The organism is Pseudalkalibacillus sp. JSM 102089, assembly GCF_041366475.1.
GTDB classification, from domain to species: domain Bacteria; phylum Bacillota; class Bacilli; order Bacillales; family Guptibacillaceae; genus Guptibacillus; species Guptibacillus hwajinpoensis_B.
In genome coordinates this window covers 403,140-421,606 of record NZ_JBEWYW010000002.1, presented here as the reverse complement: position 1 = coordinate 421,606, position 18,467 = coordinate 403,140, and the positions used below count along the sequence as shown (strand labels likewise).

The following is an 18,467-nucleotide window of genomic DNA, read 5'->3' as shown; positions in this document are numbered from 1 at the left end:
GTGGTACAATATACTAATGGATAAGTAGTTTAAACATACTAGGACTGAGACAATAGATGAGTGAAAGAATACAGGGAGGATAAGTCATGTTTTCACGTGATATTGGGATTGATTTAGGTACCGCGAACGTACTGATTTATGTGAAAGGCAGAGGCATAGTGTTGGATGAACCTTCTGTCGTGGCATTAGACACTGGTACTGGAAGAGCACTTGCTGTAGGTGAAGAAGCAAGACAAATGGTTGGCCGGACTCCTGGAAACATCGTTGCAACACGTCCATTGAAAGATGGCGTGATCGCAGACTTCGATATTACAGAAGTGATGCTGAGACATTTCTTGAACAAAATTAATGTAAAAAGCTTTCTATCTAAGCCGCGTATTCTAATTTGTACGCCAACAAACATTACGTCTGTTGAAAAGAAAGCGATTAAAGAAGCTGCTGAAAAAAGCGGTGGAAAACAAATTTTCCTTGAAGAAGAACCAAAAGTAGCAGCGATTGGCGCTGGCATGGATATATTTCAGCCAAGCGGTAATATGGTTGTGGACATTGGCGGTGGAACGACGGATATCGCAGTTCTTTCAATGGGCGATATTGTCACCGCCTCTTCCATTAAAATGGCAGGGGACAAGTTCGATTACGAAATCCTGGATTACATCAAGAAAACGTATAAGCTTCTCATTGGGGAGCGGACAGCAGAACAAATTAAGATTAACGTAGCAACGGTATTTCCAGGCGGCCGGAAAGAAGAACTTGATATTCGTGGACGCGATATGGTTTCAGGACTTCCACGCACAATCACAGTGAAATCTGATGAAATTCAGCAGGCCCTTCAGGAGCCAATTACACATATGGTAATGGCCGCGAAGAGCGTACTTGAAAGAACTCCTCCAGAACTTTCAGCAGATATTATTGATCGTGGTGTCATCATGACAGGCGGGGGTGCTTTGCTTCACGGTATTGATCAGCTATTCGCTGAAGAGCTAATGGTACCTGTACTCATTGCCGAAGAGCCGATGAGCTGTGTTGCAAAAGGGACAGGCCTCATGCTCGAGCATATTGACAAAATTGCAAAGAAAAAATTAGTCTAAATTAGAACGGAAACTATTCGTAAGGGTGTAATCATAATGGCGAACAACCATGAAAAGGTGAACCAGACCTCAGAGCATAAGGAACTTCTTAATGAAGAGGCCATAAAAACGAATAAGAATAAAGAAACGAAAGAGCGTAAGCCAAGGATTCGGTTAATTCCAATCTGGCTACGCCTTCTTCTCGTTGCCCTATTGCTCGTCGCTTCACTTGTAGCAGGTGCGATGATCGGTTACGGTGTCATTGGAGACGGAAGCCCTGCAGATGTCTTTAAGAAGAGTACATGGATAAAGATTAGTGATATCGTCAAAAAAGAAGAGTAACAGTTAGGAGAATGAATTATGTTAGATAGTCAGGACATTAAGAAGATTATCCCGCATCGTTACCCTTTTCTGCTCGTTGATCGAATTCTTGAAGTAGAAGAAGAAGTAAGAGCAGTTGGTATTAAGAACGTTACAGCGAATGAAGAGTTCTTTAATGGACATTTTCCAGATTACCCTGTTATGCCAGGTGTGTTAATCGTTGAAGCGCTTGCTCAGGTAGGTGCTGTCGCGATGCTGAAGAAGGAAGATAATCAAGGTAAGCTAGCTTTCTTTACTGGTATTGACAAATGTCGCTTTAAAAAACAGGTTAAACCGGGAGATCAGCTTCGTCTAGAAGTTGAAATCATTCGTATCAAAGGACCGATCGGCAAAGGAAAAGCAACAGCAACAGTGGACGGCGAAGTTGCAGCAGAAGCTGAGATTATGTTTGCTTTGAAGTAGGACAAGCAAATCCCTATTTCCGTGATTTATACGGAAATAGGGATTTTTTGGAGTGTGAAGTTCATATTAGTAGAGGCTCGATGATGACTCAAATGTTGATGTAATGTTAAACGATCATAGAGACTATGTAAATTCTAACAAATACTCTTTTTTACCTGCTATGATTTACTCAACCGCTACATAGCGGTAAAACTTATCGAGTTCAGGGAGGAATTTTGGAAATGAATAACAAGAAATTCATGCTCAAAATTGCAACTTCGTTAGTAGCTGTTATGTTAATCACAGCGTGTAACAGCGGTGAAAATGATTCTGATAACGGCAATAACTCTATGAACAATGGAAGCAACACCGAAGAGCCAGCGGCTAACGAAAACTCTGAGAACTCTGCTGAATAAGAACTTTCTCTCCTGTCCTTCGTGGACAGGAGTTTCTTCTTTCAAGAGATAATTCTTTTGTAAACAGTTGATTTATTCATTATTACCATGATGGAGTTGCCACTTCTTAAACTCTAAATAGTCTGCGAAATCTTTTTTTGTAATACCTGAGCGCATCGCTTCTTCGATTAATTCTTTCCACTCCGTGTCGAGTGCCGGCTCCTCGTGATCTTCTTCTAATATGAACACTTCCATAGGAACCTTTAATTCTGCCGCTATTTTTTCAAGAAATTGAATAGAAGGATTAGCCTGTTGATTTCGTTCAATCGAACTTAAATAAGACTTGGCAACCCCTGCCCGTTTAGCGAGTTCAGTTAAAGACAGTCCCATACGATTCCGATAAAGTTTAATTTTTTCCCCTATCATCCCTTTACCTCGACTTTATCATTATTTATTGTTTTAATTTTATCAAGAACAATTTGTTCTGTAAACAGAACAAATGTCGTGTTTTTATATTAGTCTTCTAAAAGTCTCGTTGAACAAAATAATTAAAATTTAAGAACGAGAGAGTATTTAGTAGTATATAGCAGATTATATGCTAATAACAACTCAATACAAAGAATTTTCAGTCTTTTTAAACTTCCAAAATAAGACTATATTAGATGTACATTCTAAATAAAGAACAAAACGTTCTTTATTAATGTCGTTTATTGATGAAATATATAAGGGGGATGGGGAATGAAAACGTATACTGACGAAAAATTGGATCAGGAATGGGTGGCCCTTATTTCAATTGCAAGAAGAATGGGATTATCTAAGGAGGAAGTGAAGGATTTTCTAATCAATTCCTCAAAAAAGTAAGGAGGAATGATGGTGATCAAGTTAGGGGAAGGAACTTTTGTCTCGTATATTTTAGGGAAAAGGATTAAAATCATTGCGGTTGATAAACAGGTCGCCAAACTTTACATCAATGACGAATATAAAGGGAAGTGCGATTTATCTTTTATTCTAGAGAAAATCCACGGACTTGAAAATAAAGAACAAGACATCAAGGGAATAATCCGAGATGAACAGAAAATGTACGATGAACTTAGGGAGATTATACAAAACCAAAATATTTCATCTCATTATGAATAAAGGGACAAAGTGGGAGAAGTTTTTTGTTATTTATTTAGCATGTATTAACACTCTTGATGGATTTATCACATATTGGGGAATTCAAAATGGATGGATCGGAGAAGTGAATCCACTAATGCGAGCGCTATTTCAAATGGATCCACTTGTTTTCCTAATGTATAAAATAGGTTTGTCTATTTTTCTGATCGTCTTACTTTTAAAATTTCATCACTTAAAATCCGTTTTAATACGGATTTTATTAATCGTGGCTTCAACAATATATTCTTTCATATTGTGTATCCACGGCTATTGGGTATATATACTGTTACCCAAATAGATAAGAGCCTACTGGAAGATGTCGGCTCTTAAAAAAACAATTTATTGATCAGACCCCTGTTTGGCCCGCCACTTATTAAACTCCAGAAACTCCCTGAACTGGTCCTTGCTTATACCAGACTCCATCGCTTCTTTAACGATCTTTTTCCATTCCGAGTCTAACTCACTCTGATGAATAGGATCATCTCCTTGAAGTAATACCTCTACCGAAACATCAAGAACATTAGATATTTTATCTAGGAATTGGATAGAGGGATTTGATTGTATATTTCGTTCAATTGAACTCAGATATGACTTGGCCACATTCGCGCGTTCCGCTAATTCTGAAAGAGATAACCCTTTGCGTAAACGATACTTCTTTACTTCTTCACCTATCACGTGTATCCCTCCGATGCTTCGACAAATTTCTTTGATTGTATGTAATTATACCAGTATGTTATTGTTCCGTAAATAGAACGAAAGCGGCCTCCGTTCTGCCGCTTTCGTTCAGGTTACACTCCTTCATTTTTGAGAAACGCTTTGATTTCAGAAATTTTGATGCCCAATTCCTTCGCTTCTTTCATTAGTTTAATCCATTCCTCGTCAAGATTTTCTTCTGTATGTACGCCCATGTAACTCCTCCTTAAACTCTTTCCAGGTAGTTCAGCCATCATAGAAGCCTTCTCAGAAGAAGCTTCCTTAGATCTGTTTACTTTGCGCCCACTTTTTTTCAAAAATGGTTGCCCTTTTCTGGAGGATACTTTGTACGATCCATCATATATTTATGAAAATCCTACTATCATAATAGGTCATTAAACCTACGAAAGGTGTTGTAATTTGTAAGAAATATCAAAAATATATGACTTTTTTTGTAAATAAATAGCTTTTTTAAAATTTGGTGTTAGGAAAATACATACATCCACTAGCGATGGTCAAAATAGGACTATTACAAAGATGGAGGTTTTTCTATGAAAAAGTGGATGTTGTTATTGATGACGATGTTACTTTCCCTGAGTATTGCGGCTTGTTCGAATGCAAATGAAGAAGAAGGACCGGTAGAAGATCCCGAGATGCAAGAAGATACACCAGAAGATGAAGAGAATGTTAACGAAGATGATGGAACGATTGATCAGGAAGACGATGATACAATGAATAAGGATGGTTCAGAAGAAGGCGATAAAGATGAAGATGGTAACATGGATGAAGGGGATATGGACGATACAGAGCAAAAATCAAATGATGAAACTGAAAACCAGCAATAGGGACCTTAACGGGTCTCTTTTTTATATAAAATTGTCTAAAAAATAGGTGGACGGGAATAGTCAGAAAAAAGGAGAGTGTTAAATATGAAGAAGGTAGCCGTTATAACAGGTGGTGGATCTGGCATTGGAGAAGCCGCAGCTAAACGCTTTGCAAAAGAAGGCGTTCGAGTTTGCTTATTTGATTTGAAGGAAAGTCGAGCCGAACAAGTGAAGGAGTCGATCGTAAAAAACGGGGGAGAGGCGTTTGTCCTTGATGTGGATGTGGCCGATGAAGAACGAGTTACATATGGTTTGAAGGAAGTTGTTAACAAATGGGGACGCGTTGATATTCTGTTTAACAATGCAGGAATTAATGGCACACTGAATCCGATTGAAGAAATGAAGGTTGATGAGTGGGATCAGACGATTGAAACAAATTTAAGAAGTACTTTTCTAATGGTGAAACATACAATCCCTTATATGAAAGAAGATGGAGGGAGTATCATTATTACTAGTTCCATAAATGGCAATCGGACTTTTTCGAACTTTGGTATGTCTGCTTATAGTACTTCAAAAGCAGGACAGGTAGCCTTTATGAAAATGGCTGCTCTTGAACTAGCGCAGTATCACATTCGCGTAAACGCCATTTGCCCTGGGGCAATCGATACGAACATTGATCAAAACACAGACAAGAAAGATAGTGTAGAAGAAATTGAAATTCCAGTAGAATATCCTGAAGGAAGTCATCCGCTTGAGCAAAAACCAGGTTCGCCACAACAGGTGGCAGACGTCGTTTACTTTCTAGCTTCTGATGCATCTAGTCATGTAACAGGGACAGAGATGTATGTTGATGGAGCGGAATCGCTGTTATAATGACTAGCTGCTCGGGTTTCTTATTGACGAAGCTCATTTGTCAGCTTATCGTTTAGGTTGAGGTGAAGCAGATGTTTACTAAAGTGCACCATGTTGCGATTATATGTGGAGATTACGAAAAATCAAAGGAGTTCTATGTAGGTACACTCGGTCTTAAGGTTATCGAAGAAACTTACAGAGAAGAACGAAACTCATACAAACTTGATCTTGCCGTCGGAGATCATACGAGAATTGAATTATTTTCATTCCCGAATGCGCCAGAGAGACCAAACTATCCTGAAGCAATGGGATTAAGACATATCGCTTTTGAAGTATTAGACCTTGATAAGACCGTTATTCATCTAACAGAAAGAGGAGTATCTTCTATTGAAGATGTAAGAGTAGATGAGCTCACAATGAAGCGGTTCACCTTTTTCAGTGATCCGGATGGTCTACCGATCGAGCTGTACGAAAAATAATGAAATTTTCTAAAAATAAGTTGATTACTTCCAAATCCTGTGGCAAAATAGATCGTGAAAGCGTTTGCTGGGATTTGGAACAGTTAGCTTATTTTTTATTTATAACTGCAAACGGTTTCCTAAAATTTACGGTTTTGTGCAAACGGTTTCACTAATCGTATTTTCAAGGGGGAAAAGGATGAAAAGGGGTAATCGAAGGAGATTTTCACTGTCACTCGTCGTCGTTCTGTTGATTCAATTGCTTGCTGGAGCTATTCCTGGAGCAGTGAAAGCGGCAGCAGTTAGTCCTCTCATAGACGGATCATCAGCTACGTTTATTTATGAAGGAGATGGGAGCGAAGAATCGGTCCTTGTTGCAGGTGATTTTACAAATTGGCAGGAAGGGGCACTTCCACTCGAGAAGGTAGATGACGTCTGGGAGTTAACGATAGATGGTCTATCCGATGGACTTCATCAGTACAAATTTATCGTGGGAGATGAATGGATGAAAGATCCTTTAAATCCAAATGGTGGCGATAATAGTACCTTTACGATTGGCGAGGTGAAAGACGAACGAATTGTCACCCTTGTTGGCGATTTGCAGGACGAGCTCGGTGCTTCAAAGGAATGGGATCCAACAGCTGAGGAAACAAAGATGGAAGCCATGGGAGGAGGATTTTATGAATTCTCTGGTGAACTTCCAGCAGGGAGTTATGAATATAAAATAGCGATCAATCAATCTTGGGGAGAGAGCTATGGTGATGGTGGAAACAATCTTAAATTAACACTGGATGAGAAAACAAAAGTAACGTTTTATTATCATGATGGAACACATGCGATTGCAGATTCAACTACTTACACACCTCTAAAAGAAAAATCACCTAGACTTGTTGGCTCGATCCAGCCTGCCATTGATGCAGGAGCAGAGTGGAGCCCTGATCAGTCAACAGCGCTTCTGACTGATGATCAATTTGATAATGTCTATTCCTTTAAGACAAGCGTACCAAAAGGGAATTATGAGTATAAAGTGGTGCTTGGCGATAAATGGGGAGACGATTATCCAGCAGAGAATGCAAAGTTGAACGTCATTGAAAAGGCAGACGTCACGTTCTTTTTCAATGCCGATTCAAAAGAAGTAAGCACAGATTATAGTGCTGAAGGGTCAGATGGTGCAGTAAATAAGGCGAGTCTTCTACATAACTCATGGGAAGAAGCTTATCGTGCTCCATTTGGCGCTGTGAAAGAAGGAAAGACGGTAACGCTACGTCTAGCAGCAAAGAAAGATGATGTAGCGAAAGCCGACCTCTACATCAAGAATCAAAATACGGGTACAAGCAAACTGATCTCAATGGAGAAGGCAGCCACCAATGATGGGAAAGATTTTTGGGAAGCGAAAGTAACGCCTGAAGAAAAAGGACTTTACGGCTATAAATTTATCGTGCGTGATGGTTCAGCAAAAGCGGAGTATGGAGAAGATACGAAGCAAGGAGCGGTTGGAAAAGCAGTTGATACGAATGCTGAACTTTATCAATTAACGGTCTTCGATCCAGGATACGAAACGCCAGACTGGATGAAAGAAGCTGTGGTGTATCAAATTTTCCCTGATCGATTTAATAATGGAAATGAAGAAAACGATGATGCGAAGGAAACCGCACGTGGTCATGAACCAATTGAGCACCAGGAGTGGGGAGAGCTTCCCGATAATCCAAGGCTATCGGACAGTGCAGATTATGATGGAGATAAGATATGGAGTAACGATTTCTTTGGTGGGGATATCGAAGGCATTCAAAAGAAGCTTGATTATATTCAATCCCTTGGTGTAAATACCCTTTATTTAAATCCAATTGCTAAGGCAGCATCAAATCATAAATATGATGCAACGGATTGGAAAACGACTGATCCAATGTTTGGAACACCTGAGGAATTTAAAGCATTTACCGATGAACTTGAAAAACGTGACATGCACCTGATTATGGATGGCGTATTTAATCATGTTGGGGATGACTCCATCTACTTTGATCGCTATGGTAAGTACGATGTCGTTGGGGCTTATGAATATTGGTCTCGTATTTATGACCTAATGAATAACGAGGGCATGAGTGAAAAAGATGCGAAAGTAGAAGCACGAAAACAGCTTGAAAAAGAAGGCCAAACGTTTAATGACGAATATGGCTTTCATAACTGGTTTAATATCAAAAATGAAAAAGTGAAGGATGAAAATGGGAAGGAACGCTACGACTATCAGGCGTGGTGGGGATATGATTCTCTTCCTGAAATCAAAAGCGTTGAAGGAGATGCAGTTGATTATGATAGTGAGTTAAACAATGAGAAATTCTCTGATTACATTATGTATGACAAAGATTCTGCATCAAAATCATGGTTAACAAATGGGGCTTCCGGATGGCGCCTTGATGTCGCGAATGAAGTCGATATGGAATTCTGGCGTGAGTTCCGTGATGAATTGAAATCTGAAGAAATGGCCGGTGCCGGAGCAACGCTGAAGGATGGGGAAGAGCCGCTGATTCTAGGTGAGATCTGGGATGATGCATCAAAATACTTCCTAGGTGATCAATATGATTCCGTGATGAACTATCGTTTTGAAGGTGCTATTCTTGATTTCTTGAAAAATGGGAATGCAGCAAGTACAGATGAGAAGTTGATGGCAGTACAGGAGGATTACCCTGATGAGGCGTTTCATGCGCTCATGAATTTAATGGGATCTCACGATACGCCTCGTGCAATTTATGTACTTGGTGGCGGAACTGACACGTATGAACGAGCTGAGTTTGATCCGAATTACGATCACGAGCTTGGCGTGCAGCGCTTAAAGCTAGCTGCGGTTCTGCAAATGGGTTACCCAGGTGCCCCAACGATTTATTCCGGTGATGAAGCTGGTGTAACGGGTTCTAAAGACCCTGATGATCGTCGCACGTATCCTTGGGGAGATGAAAATGCAGAGTTAGTAAAGCACTATCAAGCTGCAGGAGCTGTTCGTACTGAAAATGCAGATCTTCTTGCATACGGGAAGCTCACAACCCTGCATGCAGACGGGGATGTCTATGCTTTTGCTCGTACGAATGATGACGGTGCAGCAATCATTGCAGTGAACCGCGGTACCAAGGCGCAAACGATCGAACTAAATGTGAAGGAAGTTGTGAAAAACAACATTTCATTTACAGATGGACTCGCGAAAGATGACAGCGTAACGGTGAAGGATGGTAAGGTTTCGGTAACGATTCCTGCGATGACTGGCCGCATGCTAATTGCTAATGAAGGTCAGAATTTTGAGCGACCAAAAGCGGCTAGCGACTTGAAAGCTTCTGCTGGAGAAGGAAACGCAACCCTTTCTTGGACAGGTGATGCAGCGAAATACAAAGTGTATCGCTCAACGCTACAAGGGGCGATGTATGAAGAAGTGAGTGTATCGGAAGACAAGGAACTTACCGTTGATGGATTAACTAATGGCCAAGCTTACTTTTTTGCCGTGACGGCGATCGATGAGGATGGCAATGAATCGGTAAAAGTGGAAACGAAGGAACCGACGATTCCGCACATCGAGTGGAAAGAAGGAAAATACGAAATTTCTTCAGTTTCAGTCATTGATGATCAAGTGTTGGATCTATCAAACACTTTCGCAATCGAAGCCAGTGTGAAAATAGATGGCGCAACGGAATCAGGTCTTGCAGAAGGATTAATTGGAAAACTTCAAGTGAAGCGTGACGGTGAGTGGCAAGAGTCTAAAGCGACTTACACAGGACAGGAAGAAGAGGCTAATGGATTTAAAGCGGAATTCCGCCCAATTGAGAAAGGAACATACGCTTACCGACTAGCTTTTTCAACTGACCGTGGGGCTACGTGGAAAACAACGAATACAGAAGAAGTCACGTTCTCTCAAAATCAGGATGATACGAAGGCCCCTGCAGATGCTGTGAAGCTTGAAGAGCCGTTAAAGGAATCTGGACAGGTAACATTAAACTGGGCACTTGAAGGAGCAGACAACCCTTACTTATTAGCGGTTGAGCGGGATAGTCAAACGGTTGAACTTCTAGATAATGCAGAAGCAGTGACGTACACCGACTTCGCTGTTGAGAACGGCAAAGCGTACACCTATCGCATCGTAGCGTATGACAAAGCTGGAAATCAAACCGCTTCTAATAAAGTAACGGTAACTCCGGATATTGTGATGGTAGACGTAACATTTAAAGTGCATGCGCCTGACGATACACCGCTTAGCGCAAAAGTAACGATGCCTGGTGATCAAAATGGGTGGAGTACAAGTGCATGGGAAATGTCTCGTAATGGAGCGGTATCACCGGATTGGGAACTACAAAAATCTTTCCCAGAAGGAACGGTCTTAACGTACAAATATGTAAAAGGGGAGTCATGGGATCAGGAAGGACTTGCCGACCATACGCGTAATGATAAGTCTGATGATGACGTCAGCTTCTATGGTTACGGAGCAGAAGGTACAGATCTTAAAGTGACGGTAACGAACCAGGGCAGTAATAAAATGGTTGTACAAGATGAAATTTTCCGTTGGATCGATATGCCCGTTGTCGTAAACTCTCCTGAAAATGGTGCCGTCGTGGAAGGCGATACGGTAACTTTTAAAGGAAATGCGATCAAAGAAGGAAACCTAACAATTAATGGTGAGAAAGTAAAAGTGAATGAAGATATGACGTTCACACATGAAGTAAAGCTAGTAAATGGTGAAAATGAAATACCAATTACAATTGAACCATCTGACGAAAATAAATCTAAGATTTTCAATAACGATGGTGGAGCGATTGGAAAGAATACGAAGAAATATACGTGGAAAGTAACATCTGATGCTGGTGAAGCGGAATCGAAGGAACCAGTGAGAATATTTGGAGATAATCGCTATGATACAGCTGTTGAGATCTCAAAAGAAGGCTGGGATGAAGCGGATACTGTTGTTATTGCACGAGGAGATAACTTTGCAGATGCGCTAGCTGGGGCACCACTCGCGTATAAATTAGATGCACCTATTCTTTTAACGCGTGAAAAGGGGCTTGAGAAATCGGTCATAAGCGAAATTAAGCGCCTTGGTGCGGAGAAAGCGATTATTCTTGGCGGGATATCAGCCGTACCGAAATTTATCGCTTATCAGTTAGAAGGACTCGATTTGAAAGTGAAACGAATCTATGGAGATGATCGTTTCGAAACAGCTGCTAATATCCAGGCGAGTCTTGGTGGTAACCCTGATAAAGCTGTCGTAGCAAGTGGAATGAACTTCCCTGATGCCCTTTCTGCGGCATCTTACGCAGCAGAAAATGGTTATCCAATTCTGTTTACAAAGCAGGACGTTGTGCCAAAAGCAACGGAAGTAGCCCTTCGCAGTGTCGACCAGGCGATCGTCGCTGGTGGTGAAGCAGTGGTTAGTGAGAAAGCGTTCAGCAAGCTACCGGATGCGAAGCGCTATGCAGGTGAAAATCGTTTTGGTACAGCGGCGTCAATAGCAACTGAACTTAACCCATCTCAGCACGTGTTCATCGCAACAGGCATGGACTTTGCTGATGCGTTAACAGGTTCCGTTCTAGCTGCTAAACAAGAGGCGGCGATGCTTCTTGTAAAGCCAGATGAATTGCCTTCTGAAACATCTGAAGCCATGGAAGAACTAAAAGCAGATACGTACACTATTTTAGGTGGAGTCAATGCGGTTAGTGATGATGTGGTTGAGGGATTGAAATAATGCTTAATGGGGTCAGGCTCGCGCCTGACCCCATTAACAGACAAAACACCAAAAAGTGTCCGCCGCAGGTGGACACTTTTTTAATGCAAATGTCTCTCCCATTGTATTGAACCTATAGTGGGTAGGGTTGAACGGTAGGAGGGGAATGAGGGGGTTAAGTACGTACCTGTCCCCCTCATTCACGCCTATTACCTCCCCCCTCATTTTCCTTCAAGTGAATTAAAAAATATTTCTGAATAATTTACAAATTAACTATTCCCAAATTCTTGAAAGGTGGTATACTACAATTATTAACCCCGATATGGTAGAAATTCCCCATTTTCCTTACTAAAGGAGCAATTCGAATGGCTCGTAAGAAACGCAATTGGTTCCCTGGTGCTAAGTACCATATTATCTGTCGAGGGAATCGAAAAGGACCACTTTTTGAAGAGCGTATTGATCGTCTGAAGTACTTATTACTTTTAGAACAAGCTCGTCTCGTTTTTCCGTTTCGCCTACACGCATACTGTCTCATGACTAACCATGTGCATCTCTCCATCGAAACCTTCGATCATCCCCCTGGTGAAATCATGAAAGTAATCAACTCCAACTATGCAAGATATTTCAACGACAAATATGAGTACACAGGACATGTCTTTCAAGGTCGCTATTTCGCTGAACTTCTCGATTCGATTGATTATGAAATTGACGTGAGTAAATACATCCACCTTAATCCAGTTAAAGCTCGTATGGTAGTAAAGCCAGCGGACTATATGTGGAGCAGTTATCGTGCGTACATTTCTGATCGCAAGAATCCACACGCTTCCCCAGATTACATACTCTCACTATTTCAGGAACCTTCCCGGGAAGCTTACCAGCGTTATGTCGAGAATAGTGAACCCTCAACACCACCAGACCTTGTTAAACAATGGCTAGAGCGAAAAGGTAGCAAAGTGTATGTGCTCTCCAAACTTCCAGAGTAACGATGGGAAAAGATCCCGCCATAAAAATTAATCACGAAAGAGAAGTGAACGAATGGAGCGCTGGATCTGGCTAAGTTCGATTCCGCATGTGGGTCCGGTGACACAAAAAAAGCTGTTGACCGCTTTCGGAACTCCTGAACGAGTCTATGATGCCTCTCTCTCTGAACTCCAGAATGTCCGTGGAATCTCTCGCCTTGCACGCGAAGCAATAATGGCTACCCGTTCACTTGAGAAACCAAAGCGCGTTCTCGAACTTGTTCAGCAAAAGGAGATCTGGCTATTACCCCGAGATGACCCGCTTTACCCTGTATATGCAAAAAATGTTCCTGAATCGCCCGTTCTCTTATATTACAAAGGTCATATCAAGCCAAGCTTACCTTCTGTCGCAATAGTTGGTTCCCGTTCTTGTTCTAATCAGGCGCGACGTGCTGCGAAAGAGTTATCCACCAAACTCTCAAGCCTGAACATCCCTGTTATTAGTGGTCTCGCTAAAGGAATCGATCATGCTGCTCACACTGCCTGCCTCGCAAATTGTGGGCAACCGATTGCTTTTGTTGCAAATGGAGTTGATACTTGTTACCCGAAAGAGCACCGCTCGCTCTTCGAAGCAATATCAATTGAAGGCGCTGTCATATCGCAGTATCCACCTGGCACAGCACCTACACCAAAGCAATTTATTCAGCGAAATGCGTTAATCAGTGCATGGTCAAGTCATGTCGTGATTATGGAAGCTAAAGTGAAAAGTGGTGCTATGACGACAGCTCATTTTGCGCGGAAGCAAGCAAGAAACGTCTCTGTTTTCAATAGCAATGATGCTCGATTTAGGCAGGGGACAAACTGTCTAATGAAGCAAGGTATACGTCCTTATATTGATTTTCATTCAATTGAAAACGAATTAGAAAACCCATATACTCTTGAGTCACCAAACTAGTATACTCCTCGCTAGACTAACGTGTAATGATCCCTCAAGGATCTTCAAGATCATCTCCCCCGACTAGAGCATGATGGATCCAACCCATCAGGGAAGAGGTGTAAGAAAGAAGAAGATAAACCTGCCTCTTAACCATCCAATCGAGCCATCGATAGGGTGGTTTTTCTTTGTGATCAAAACTAGTTCTTTAGACTAGTATGTGAGCAGAAAATGAAAGAGTAAAGAAGAATGAAATCTATCGTTATATATTAATTTCACCGTTTCTTTACAGTGCGAAAAATGAAATAAAGAGTTTTCAAGGAACAATTGTTGTCCCGTGAGCGCGGACAAAACCAGCGAGAACAGTGGTTTTGTATGTGAAGGGGGTCAGGCTCGCGCCTGACCCCCTTTCACAAAATGAAAGCGTCATCTAAATTTAGACAATTTACGCTATTTTTACACATCTGGGTCAAAAGTTATTGTATACTGACAATTGGTGGTATCATCACCAAAATTCGACTACATATCCGGGGGGATGAAATTTGAAACGAAGGTCAACCAGTCGTTTTATTAGCTTTGCGCTAATATTTTCAATGGTTCTTAGCTTTTTCGCGGTTCCTGTTTCTCAGTATGCTTCAGCAGCTGAAGACACATTTCAGGACTTAATCATTTCAGAATACATTGAAGGCGGGAGCTTCAACAAAGCGCTTGAACTTTACAATGGAACAGAAAATGAAATTGATTTAGCAAACTACACTCTTGAACTTTACTCCAATGGGGAGACCACTCCACAATATTCTTTACCATTAGAAGGTAAGCTTGCCGCTGGAGAAGTCTTTGTACTTGCCCACGAAAAATCCAATCAGTCAATTTTAGATCAGGCTGATGTAACAAATCAATCCGTCGTTAATTTTAACGGAAATGATGTTGTTGTCCTCAAAAAAACAGACACTGTTATTGATTCTATTGGCCAAATTGGTTCAGCTGGCGATTTTGCGAAAGATATGACGCTTGTTCGTAAAGGTTCAGTTATATCTGGTGATACAGATACTACTGATGCAGTAGACATTACGAAAGAATGGACTCAATATGCAAAAGACACGACTGACTACCTCGGTGCCCACCAATCTGACGGCACAGCTCCAGACCCAGATCCAGAACCTATCGAACTCTCAACAATCACTGATGCTAGAAAAGTAGAAAACGGTACACAAGTGAAAATAAAAGGCATTGCCACAGCATCCTTTGAAACTGGCGGCCAAACGAACCTGTTTATCCAGGATGAGACTGCTGCCATTATTGTGCGTGCTGCAGGCATTACGGCTCAACCAGGTGATGAAGTAACTGTAGAAGGGGCCATGTCAGATTATTATGGCATGCAGCAAGTACAAACTAGTGCCTCTAATGTAGCCATCACAACGGAAGACAAAGGTATCCCGTCCCCTCAGTCACTCATATCCACTGATCTTTCCAAAGATAACGGTGAACAGCATGAAGCTGCATTCACTCAATTTAATGATGTCACTGTTAAGTCAGTCGATGGCAATGGTAACTTCACTGCTGAAGACGCTTCAGGTGAATTTATCATTAAACCAACAAATAAGTCTCTACTTGAAGTAGGTAAAACCTATGAAATTCTTAAAGGTGTTATTGATTACAACTATAACGAATACAAACTCGTACCTCGAAGCGCAGCTGACGTTATCGAAACAGCTTTCTCAGTAACGGCAAATCCTGCATCAGGATCTGTTATTGAAGGCACGATGGTGAAGCTTGCGACAGCAGAAGAAGGTGCGACGGTTCATTACACAACAGATGGTAGCGAACCGACAGCTGAAAGCACAGAATACACAGCGCCAATTGAACTAACTGAAGATACAACGATTAAAGCCGTAGCAGTCAAAGACAATAAATTAAGTGAAGTCGCCACTTTTGATTACACTGTTTTAAAGTCTGCTGATGGCATTAGCATTCACGAAATTCAAGGTTCAGACCACACTTCTCCTTATGAAGGAATGGCTGTTACGAAAATCGCTGGGATCGTTACGGCAAAAGACGGCAATAACGCCTTCTACATGCAAGAAGAAAATCCCGACGAGAGCACCGCCACTTCAGAAGGAATCTATGTTTACAAAAGCGGCGGCGCTGGCGTAAACGTTGGCGACAAAGTAGAAGTAGACGGTCAGGTGAAAGAGTATAAAGAAGGTGGTTATAGTGACGCGAAAGACCTTCTCACTACTCAAATTACTGCCTCTTCCATTACAGTTGCTTCTTCCGATAACACATTGCCAGAAGCGATCGTAATCGGAACAGACCGCACGCCTCCAACTGAAATCGTAGAAGATGACGAAATGAAATCTTTTGATCCTGAAACAGATGGACTGGACTTTTATGAAAGCCTTGAAGGAATGCTTATTGAGATTCCGGATGCAAACGTAACAGGGCCGGTGAAATACGATGAGCTTCCTGTATACGTAAACACAAGTGAAGATCAATTTCTTACTCGTGCAAACGGACTGCTGCTTACTGCAGAAGATCCGAACCCTGAACGTCTCTTAATTGACGTTGATGGTATTGATATTGACGTAACGACTGGTGATCGTCTCGATGGCTCCGTCACTGGAATCGTGAGCTACGATTACAGTAATTTCAAAATCCGTCCAACGGGCACATTCCCATCCGTGATTGATGGTAATACAGAACGTGAAGTAACGAAGATGGAGTCATCAGAAGGCGATCTAACTGTTGCTTCTTATAATATTGAAAACTACTATTCTGGTGTTGGCGAAAGCAAAACAGGCAAAATTGCTGAATCAATCGTAAAAAATATGAAAACACCAGACATCATCGGCTTAATCGAAGTTCAGGACAACAACGGCCCAACAGATGATGGTACAACAGATGCAAGCGAATCGTATCAAACAATCATTAAAGCAATTGAAGATGCCGGCGGACCAACGTACAAATTTGCGGATATTGCTCCAGCAGATAAAACAGACGGCGGACAGCCTGGTGGAAACATCCGCGTAGGGTTCATCTACAACTCAGATCGCGTTGATTTCCCAGAGAAAAAATCTGGCGATGCAACAACTTCTGTTAGCGTGGATGAAAATGGTCTAACGCTTAACCCGGGTCGTATCGATCCAACTAACGAAGCGTTCGAAGATTCTCGTAAACCACTTGCAGCAGAGTTTGAATTTAACGGTGAGAAAGTTGTTGTAGTTGCGAACCATTTCAACTCTAAAGGCGGAGATGGCGCACTATTTGGTGCTGATCATCCTGTTGTTCTTGGAAGTGAAGTTCAACGTGTGAAACAGGCATCAATCGTAAACGGCTTCGTGAACGATGTTGTAACGAACATGGATCAAGCGAATGTTGTTGTGCTTGGTGATTTGAATGACTTTGAATTCTCTAAGCCAATCGAAACGCTTGAAGGTGATGTTCTAACGAATATGATCAAGGAGCTTCCAAAGGAGCAACGTTACAGCTATAACTATCAGGGTAACGCTCAGGTGCTTGATCATATTCTAGTAACGAATAATCTAGCAAAACGCACGATGGTTGATAGCATTAACATTAACTCTGATTTTAGTGAAGCAGATGGTCGTGCAAGTGACCACGATCCAATGCTCGTTAAGATTCAAATGGAAAACAACGTAGATCGGACTTCAGGAGAAACACGTTATGAAACAGCAGTAGAAATTTCGAAAAAAGGATGGGAAAGTGCTGACACAGTAGTGATTGCAAGAGGCGATGAGTTCCCGGATGCACTTGCAGGAGCACCGCTTGCGTACAAATACGATGCACCGATTCTTTTAACTGAACAGAATAAGCTAAATCCAGCCGTGAAGAAAGAAATCGAACGTTTAGGCGCGAAAAAAGCGATCATCCTTGGCGGTACGTCAGCGATTTCTTCATACACGGAATATGAACTAAAAGGTCTTGGTCTAAAAGTGGATCGTATCGGAGGAGAAACGCGTTACGAAACAGCTGTGAACATTGCAGCGAAGCTTGACGGGACACCTGAAAAATCGATCCTGGCGAATGCCTTTAACTTCCCAGATGCCCTATCTGTTGCGTCATATGCAGCCAAAAATGGCTATCCAATCGTACTAACGGATAACGACAAGCTTCCTGCTGTGTCTAAGAAAATATTAAACACAACAGACGAGCAAATTGTCGTTGGTGGAAAAAGTGCAATCAGTGAAAAGGTTGTAGACAGTCTTTCCAATGCCGTTCGAATTAGCGGAGATGACCGCTATGCAACATCAGCAACGATTGCAACCGCTCTAACACCAGATGCAGACACAGCTATAGTAGCAACAGGAATGAAGTTTGCTGATGCGCTTGCTGGTTCAGTTCTTGCTGCGAAAGAAGATGCAGCAATCCTGCTTGTTAAGAAAGATAAAGTTCCAGAGAAAATTGCTGAAGCCATTAACGAAAATGACATGCACAACTTCCACATCCTTGGTGGCACGAATGCTATTAGCGACGACGTAATGAATGAACTAAAGAACAACTAAAGTGAGAAAAAGGCGGGAATTCTCCGCCTTCTCCTTTTCTATGAAACTAGTTATAAAGTAATGTTTTGAATATGTTAATTATTGTGACAAAAAGGACCATTCACCTAGTAGTCTAGTATATAATGAAAATCGCGGAGACATTCCGACAAAATT

17 protein-coding genes and 1 riboswitch are annotated in these 18,467 nt (G+C 41.6%); of the genes, 14 read left to right on the top strand and 3 right to left on the bottom strand.

The features are described from left to right. The first annotated feature begins 86 nt into the window (after positions 1–86). From ABVF21_RS06670 to ABVF21_RS06655, 4 genes are all read left to right on the top strand, one after another. Positions 87–1,088 (top strand): rod shape-determining protein, encoded by a 1,002-nt coding sequence (locus ABVF21_RS06670; protein ID WP_194218409.1) that lies wholly within the window; start codon positions 87–89, stop codon positions 1,086–1,088. A 36-nt stretch (positions 1,089–1,124) separates the two neighbouring features. Then, complete coding sequence (locus ABVF21_RS06665) at positions 1,125–1,409, top strand: DNA-directed RNA polymerase subunit beta (RefSeq protein WP_371017822.1); 285 nt, start codon at positions 1,125–1,127, stop codon at positions 1,407–1,409. Positions 1,410–1,427: 18 nt separating this feature from the next. Beyond that, entirely contained in the window at positions 1,428–1,850 is a 423-nt protein-coding gene (gene fabZ, locus ABVF21_RS06660) for a 3-hydroxyacyl-ACP dehydratase FabZ (RefSeq protein WP_194218411.1), read from the top strand. Positions 1,851–2,065: 215 nt separating this feature from the next. Further along, positions 2,066–2,245: a hypothetical protein gene (locus tag ABVF21_RS06655; protein WP_303535657.1), complete on the top strand. Its 180-nt coding sequence runs from the start codon at positions 2,066–2,068 to the stop codon at positions 2,243–2,245. 72 nt (positions 2,246–2,317) lie between these two features. Here the strand turns inward: ABVF21_RS06655 and ABVF21_RS06650 are convergent, their stop codons facing one another. Then, positions 2,318–2,650, bottom strand: a complete 333-nt coding sequence (locus ABVF21_RS06650) for a helix-turn-helix domain-containing protein (RefSeq protein ID WP_226615717.1) — start codon at positions 2,648–2,650, stop codon at positions 2,318–2,320. Positions 2,651–2,962: 312 nt separating this feature from the next. Between ABVF21_RS06650 and ABVF21_RS06645 the strand changes: the two genes are divergently transcribed. From ABVF21_RS06645 to ABVF21_RS06635, 3 genes are read left to right on the top strand one after another with little or no spacing between them, the layout of a single operon-like run. Continuing rightward, positions 2,963–3,085 carry an anti-repressor SinI family protein gene (locus ABVF21_RS06645; protein WP_303535653.1) on the top strand — a complete coding sequence of 41 codons (123 nt, stop codon included), beginning with the start codon at positions 2,963–2,965 and terminating at the stop codon, positions 3,083–3,085. A gap of 12 nt (positions 3,086–3,097) precedes the next feature. Next, positions 3,098–3,361: a hypothetical protein gene (locus tag ABVF21_RS06640; RefSeq protein ID WP_303535651.1), complete on the top strand. Its 264-nt coding sequence runs from the start codon at positions 3,098–3,100 to the stop codon at positions 3,359–3,361. Continuing rightward, positions 3,291–3,677 carry a DUF5658 family protein gene (locus ABVF21_RS06635; RefSeq protein ID WP_369290140.1) on the top strand — a complete coding sequence of 129 codons (387 nt, stop codon included), beginning with the start codon at positions 3,291–3,293 and terminating at the stop codon, positions 3,675–3,677. The genes ABVF21_RS06640 and ABVF21_RS06635 overlap by 71 nt, the downstream gene beginning before the upstream one ends. 41 nt (positions 3,678–3,718) lie before the next feature. On the opposite strand, the gene ABVF21_RS06630 is transcribed toward ABVF21_RS06635, so the two are convergent. Together ABVF21_RS06630 and ABVF21_RS06625 are read right to left on the bottom strand one after the other, a co-directional pair. Beyond that, positions 3,719–4,054: a helix-turn-helix domain-containing protein gene (locus tag ABVF21_RS06630; protein ID WP_194218416.1), complete on the bottom strand. Its 336-nt coding sequence runs from the start codon at positions 4,052–4,054 to the stop codon at positions 3,719–3,721. A 113-nt stretch (positions 4,055–4,167) separates the two neighbouring features. Beyond that, positions 4,168–4,287, bottom strand: coding sequence for an anti-repressor SinI family protein (locus tag ABVF21_RS06625; RefSeq protein ID WP_303535649.1), 120 nt, complete (start codon positions 4,285–4,287; stop codon positions 4,168–4,170). 22 nt (positions 4,288–4,309) lie between these two features. Beyond that, a riboswitch (cyclic di-GMP riboswitch) is annotated at positions 4,310–4,410 on the bottom strand. 213 nt (positions 4,411–4,623) lie between these two features. Between ABVF21_RS06625 and ABVF21_RS06620 the strand changes: the two genes are divergently transcribed. The 7 genes from ABVF21_RS06620 to ABVF21_RS06590 all read left to right on the top strand — a co-directional run bounded on the left by ABVF21_RS06620 (position 4,624) and on the right by ABVF21_RS06590 (position 18,314). After that, the gene (locus tag ABVF21_RS06620; RefSeq protein WP_371017821.1) at positions 4,624–4,917 is read left to right on the top strand and encodes a hypothetical protein; all 294 of its coding nucleotides are present in this window, start codon (positions 4,624–4,626) and stop codon (positions 4,915–4,917) included. Positions 4,918–5,001: 84 nt separating this feature from the next. Then, on the top strand, positions 5,002–5,769 hold the full coding sequence (locus tag ABVF21_RS06615; protein ID WP_371017820.1) for an SDR family oxidoreductase: 768 nt from the start codon (positions 5,002–5,004) through the stop codon (positions 5,767–5,769). Positions 5,770–5,840: 71 nt separating this feature from the next. Next, positions 5,841–6,227 carry an SMU1112c/YaeR family gloxylase I-like metalloprotein gene (gloA2, locus tag ABVF21_RS06610; protein WP_371017819.1) on the top strand — a complete coding sequence of 129 codons (387 nt, stop codon included), beginning with the start codon at positions 5,841–5,843 and terminating at the stop codon, positions 6,225–6,227. Between the two features lie 178 nt (positions 6,228–6,405). Beyond that, the gene (locus ABVF21_RS06605) at positions 6,406–11,919 is read left to right on the top strand and encodes an alpha amylase N-terminal ig-like domain-containing protein (RefSeq protein ID WP_371017818.1); all 5,514 of its coding nucleotides are present in this window, start codon (positions 6,406–6,408) and stop codon (positions 11,917–11,919) included. A 344-nt stretch (positions 11,920–12,263) separates the two neighbouring features. Beyond that, a complete protein-coding gene (locus ABVF21_RS06600; protein WP_371017817.1) occupies positions 12,264–12,881 on the top strand; it encodes a transposase in 618 nt (205 codons plus the stop codon). Positions 12,882–12,933: 52 nt separating this feature from the next. Then, a complete protein-coding gene (locus tag ABVF21_RS06595) occupies positions 12,934–13,812 on the top strand; it encodes a DNA-processing protein DprA (RefSeq protein ID WP_371017816.1) in 879 nt (292 codons plus the stop codon). A 521-nt stretch (positions 13,813–14,333) separates the two neighbouring features. After that, positions 14,334–18,314 (top strand): cell wall-binding repeat-containing protein, encoded by a 3,981-nt coding sequence (locus ABVF21_RS06590; RefSeq protein WP_371017815.1) that lies wholly within the window; start codon positions 14,334–14,336, stop codon positions 18,312–18,314. The last annotated feature ends 153 nt before the right edge of the window (positions 18,315–18,467 follow it).